The sequence below is a fragment of the Thermoanaerobacterium butyriciformans genome, assembly GCF_017874545.1.
Taxonomy (GTDB): Bacteria; Bacillota; Thermoanaerobacteria; order Thermoanaerobacterales; family Thermoanaerobacteraceae; genus Thermoanaerobacterium; species Thermoanaerobacterium butyriciformans.
Genome location: NZ_JAGGLT010000056.1, coordinates 1 through 4,918, shown reverse-complemented (window position 1 = coordinate 4,918; position 4,918 = coordinate 1). Strand labels below are relative to the sequence as shown.

The following is a 4,918-nucleotide window of genomic DNA, read 5'->3' as shown; positions in this document are numbered from 1 at the left end:
ATCAAAAAAAATTTGATTTTCTTTACCTTTTTTTATTCATATATTAGGCTTTTCAACTGTTTCGAGCTGCATTTTTCTTATAGCAACTTTAAAGTTTAATTTTTTTGTTACCTACTTATGTCTAGCCGACAAAGATGCTTATTTTCATTTAAGAAATTAATAAAATTTCAACCATAGACAAAACTTGAAATGGTTCTGTTTTAGATGTAATAATATTGCATTTAATTTTTTTATGATATAATAAAAAATAATAAGACGCGCATATGCAATAACTAATATTCCTATAAAGTAAAGAATTTCCAATTAATTGGAATATTTTTTTGTATAAAATAACTAAAACTTCGCACATAAATAATTACTCTGTTCCTTGAAAACTTAATACTTTGCCAGAAAAAAGTAATTGTAATTTACGCAATTATGCACACTTCGGAAGTCTTTCCTTAAGTTCTTTGGGAATCGCAGCCATAAAAGCATTAAGTAATTGGTCCAGCTGTTCTGAAGATAACGATAGTTTATCTGCTATTGTATCTATGAATACTTGCATAAGCAGATGAAAAGCCTGAATCAATGTAATATCGGACATTTCATCCTGTATGTAGTAAAATATCTCTCCCATTGTTCGTAAATCTGATGATCGGCGGTTCTCTAGTGCAAGCATCATGTATCTGGTAAATACGATTGCTGTATGTGCTGTCATCGCATCGTAAGATAATGAATTGCATTCCTTGCTGAGCATCAAGTATGATTTACACACTTTGAAAAAGACTTCTATATCCCAGCGCTTCCCGTATATACGAATGATTTCGTCCTCGTTAAGGTTCATATCCGTGGTAATAAGTGCCAGATAGTCTTTTCGATTATTCCTGTTTCTGACAAATACAATTCGAGCAGGAATAGATTTTCCGTCTTTTTCAATGGAAACTTCCACGGATAACAGATATCTCGACCTACCTCTTCTTTTTCTGTTTTGCTTGTATATTTCCGTTAATGGCTGCATTATTCCATTATATAGGTAATGCATCTTTGATGTTTTCTTTGCCATTGCAATAACATCATAGCCCATTTCTTTAATAGCAATCAAAGAAGAAGGAGAACAGAACCAAGTGTCAAACAATACATAAGATGCTGGAATCATTGCTTTTTTAGCGGTTTTTATTAATTCCAGAGCTACGGCTGTTGCTTTGGTTTGGGCTAAATTTCTTCTTAAATACCCGGCGGAACGCTTGTCCACAGGTATAGCTTCATTGATACGATTCTTTTGATTCTCAGTAGATAAAAGACATCCATTGACTGGGATAAAAGTATTTCCATCTGACCATCCGAGTGTAAGCAGGCGAAAGCCATACTTGTATGTTTTCTTAGCATGGTCATATACTTTTGCTAGTAGCTCTACTTTTTTAGAGCTAGAGCGTTCGAATAAAGAGTCATCCACAATAAGAACATTTACGCGTTTGTCGCTTGTTAACCCGATAATTGTCTCATTTATAATCTGTGTACTAAGCCAAGTGGTAAACCGAATCCAATTGATATGAACAGAGTTTAAGAATCTGTAAACCGTGTCCTTCTTAAAACCAGCCTGATTTGTACCCATTAGCATATTCATATACATAGATCTATTGGTAAAGATCATGCAGAATAAGTACTCGAAAATAGAAATAACAGGAATACCCTTGCTTTTGTAAGCATTCGATAACCTTAAAGCAGTTGAAATTCTATATTTTTTGAAGAAACTTTTAATCGAAGTAGAAACCTTATTATCAATTTGGTTATTTTGTGTTATACTATTCATAGCATGAGCCTCCAATCTGGTTTGTTTTTTGATGATTCAATTATACCAAAAATGGAGGTCTCATGCTATTTTATAGCCAAATAATATTGAGTTATCAAGGTACAGAGCTGCTTTTATAAGTGCGAAGTTTGAGTAAAATAATATAACTAGGAAGTGGGATTTTTGTATTATATACCAATTATACTGACCATTATTGCTAATGTGTTTTACCATATTTTTCAAAAAATGATACCAGAAAAGTCAGATCCAATTGCATCACTAATTTTAACGTATTGTACTGCATTAATAGGTTCTATAATAGTATTTATTTATTATCATAAAAATATTGATTTAATTGATTCGTTTAAAGGATTAAATTGGACAAGTTGTGCTTTAGGATTATCTATAATTTTATTAGAATTAGGATTTCTTCTTGCTTATAGGGTAGGATGGGATATAAGTTTAGGTGCAATAGTTTCAAACGTATCTGTTACACTATTATTAATTCCTATAGGGGCTATATTTTTTAAAGAAAATATTTCAATAGCTAATTTTTTAGGTATATTGTTTTGCATTATTGGATTAATATTAATTAACCTGAAGTATTAAATGAAAAATTTGAGAGAAATTATTTTTCAAAATTTATCGAAAAGTACTTGCTATTCATATTATGGAGCTGAGGTAATGTTTCCGTAAAACACTTTGAAATATTACAAAAATATGCAACAAAGTAGGTAACATTTAGAGCAAATTTCATATTTTGAATATCTTGATATGCCTAGCTTTTTAAGAAAAAAAGAAATTTACTATAAATGTTGAATATATGAGTAGTAACCCAATTTTAATAAAAAAGATCATATTAAAAATTTTATTGATGAACTTATTGATAAAGAAATAATTATAAAGGTGGAAAAATATGAGTAGAAACATCTTTCTTTTCATATCATCACAGGTAATTTCTGATATAGGGGATTGGATAGATAGAATTGCTGTTTTAACATTAGTATACAACATTAATAACTCATCCGTAGATATGTCGTTTTTGTCTATTATGATGCTATTGCCTTCATTAATATTTGGGGTGTTTGCCGGGAAAATAGTTGATATTTACAATAAGAAGAGAATTCTAATTTTAGGGGATTTTTTAAGAGCTATCTTAGTTTTTTTAATACCTTTTTTTAAAGAATATGTATTTATTATAATTTTTATTGTATCTACTATTTCTATATTTTATGATACAGCTAAAAGTAGTATATTGCCGGAACTAGTTGAAAAAGATAGGTTAAGACAAGTCAATAGTTTAAGCAGTTCATATAGTTCATTAATGATGGTATTGGGCCCTTCAATTAGTGGTTTTATTATTTCAAAACTTGATATTAAATATTGCTTTTATATTGATTCCTTGACATTTCTATTATCTATGATAATGATTTTTTTGATAAAATTATATAAATATGGGTCCAAAAAGGATGTAGAATTGTATCAAACAGATAAAATTTCATTTATCGAAGGATTAAAGTATATAAAGGGTAATCGAATAATTTTCAATACATTATCAATAAATACAACAGTTGGATTAGCCGCTGGCATGTTAAATGGATTACTAATCATGTATGTTTATAAATTTTTAAAAACAGATTCGCAGGGATATGGTGTAATTCTTACTTTCAAAGGGCTAGCAATGATACTGACTTCGCTTGTTTTATATAAATATCTAAAAAATGTACCAGTAGATGTTATTTTTAAGTTAGGATTAATAGGGTTAGGAATTTCTACTATTGTATTTCCATTAAATACGTTGTTCATTTTAGCAATTTTGATACAATTTTTTAATGGAATATTTAATGCGTTATATTCCATTTCAAGGACTACGATTATACAAGAAAATTGTGATAATCAATACCTTGGGAGGACATTTAGCATGAATACGATGTTAACAAATATAACATCAATTATTTCATTGGTATTTGGTGGTGTTGCAGCAGAATTTTTTGGCGTGAGGGCAATACTAATAATAGGTGGTCTTATAGTATTAATTAGCGGATTTATTGCACGAAATAAAATATATTTAGAATTAACGCCTTAAAAAGTATATGACTATCTATATGATCTAATGAAATAAAAAACATAAGTTCATTAAATGCTCTATTCTTTATAAATAATAGTTTTCAGAAGACATTTATAGTATAATATTCAAAATTTTCGTTATTAAGTGTCAATTAATTAAATAATTAATTACCGATTTATTAGTAAACCTTAATTGTCTAGGAAATTCATTGTTTCTTTTTGATAAAAGTGCAAAGTATCCTTCTTCATCAAAGTTGTTTTTAATCTTTGCATTTTTAAAACCCAATCCTGTTATTAATTCATAATAAAAATCCTTATAATTGATTATATCTTCTGGTACCAAATGAAAGATTCCCTTTAAATTATTATTTATTATGTAGCATAATTGTTTTGCTATCATCACATCAGTATTTGTATTATGAAAAAGTTTGGGATAAACAACAATATCTTTGTTATTATGAAGCGAGTTTAATAGTTCGTTCATCCTCGGAGAACTTTTTCCCCAAACTTGAGGAAGTCTTAATATACAAACATTATCGTGTAATATTTCTGTCATTCTTTTTTCACAAGCTATCTTATATTGCCCATAATCACTATGAGAATTTGGCAAATCATCTTCATAATGAGTTTTACTTAAGTCATTATCAAAGACATTTGTAGTAGAGAAAAAGTATAAAGTGCCACCATTTTCCATTAGATATTCAGCAACTTTTATATGTAGAATCAATTGCTTATTAAAATCTCCTCTTAAACATGAAACTATGCTATGGGGCTTTAGAGTATTCAATAGAATACTTATGTTATCCGGATCTTCTATGTTAAGTTTAAAACTTCTATCTTGATTCAATGGTACAGGATTTTGAAAGTACGTTGAATAAACCTGAAATTTATCATATTTATTCAACTCATTTATTATTGCTGTTCCTACAAGTCCACTTCCACCTAGTATTAAAATATTGTGCATAATAATTATACCTCCTTAGCTAAATTTTTTACTATGAAAACTTATTATATAAGTAGCTAAAAAAGCGCAGACTTCCCCTAGAGCTTTTAAAATAGACTTTAAAGGAAATTAATGGATAT

At 28.7% G+C, this 4,918-nt stretch carries 4 protein-coding genes; 2 read left to right on the top strand and 2 right to left on the bottom strand.

The features are described 5' to 3' along the window. Positions 1–415: 415 nt before the first annotated feature. The gene (locus J2Z80_RS14720) at positions 416–1,789 is read right to left on the bottom strand and encodes an IS4 family transposase (protein ID WP_209455052.1); all 1,374 of its coding nucleotides are present in this window, start codon (positions 1,787–1,789) and stop codon (positions 416–418) included. Between the two features lie 225 nt (positions 1,790–2,014). On the opposite strand from J2Z80_RS14720, the gene J2Z80_RS14715 reads away from it, so the two are divergent. Then, a complete protein-coding gene (locus J2Z80_RS14715; RefSeq protein ID WP_245301376.1) occupies positions 2,015–2,377 on the top strand; it encodes a hypothetical protein in 363 nt (120 codons plus the stop codon). A 307-nt stretch (positions 2,378–2,684) separates the two neighbouring features. Continuing rightward, on the top strand, positions 2,685–3,854 hold the full coding sequence (locus J2Z80_RS14710) for an MFS transporter (protein ID WP_209455051.1): 1,170 nt from the start codon (positions 2,685–2,687) through the stop codon (positions 3,852–3,854). 129 nt (positions 3,855–3,983) lie between these two features. On the opposite strand, the gene J2Z80_RS14705 is transcribed toward J2Z80_RS14710, so the two are convergent. Then, entirely contained in the window at positions 3,984–4,799 is an 816-nt protein-coding gene (locus tag J2Z80_RS14705) for a sugar nucleotide-binding protein (protein WP_015311423.1), read from the bottom strand. Positions 4,800–4,918 lie beyond the last annotated feature (119 nt).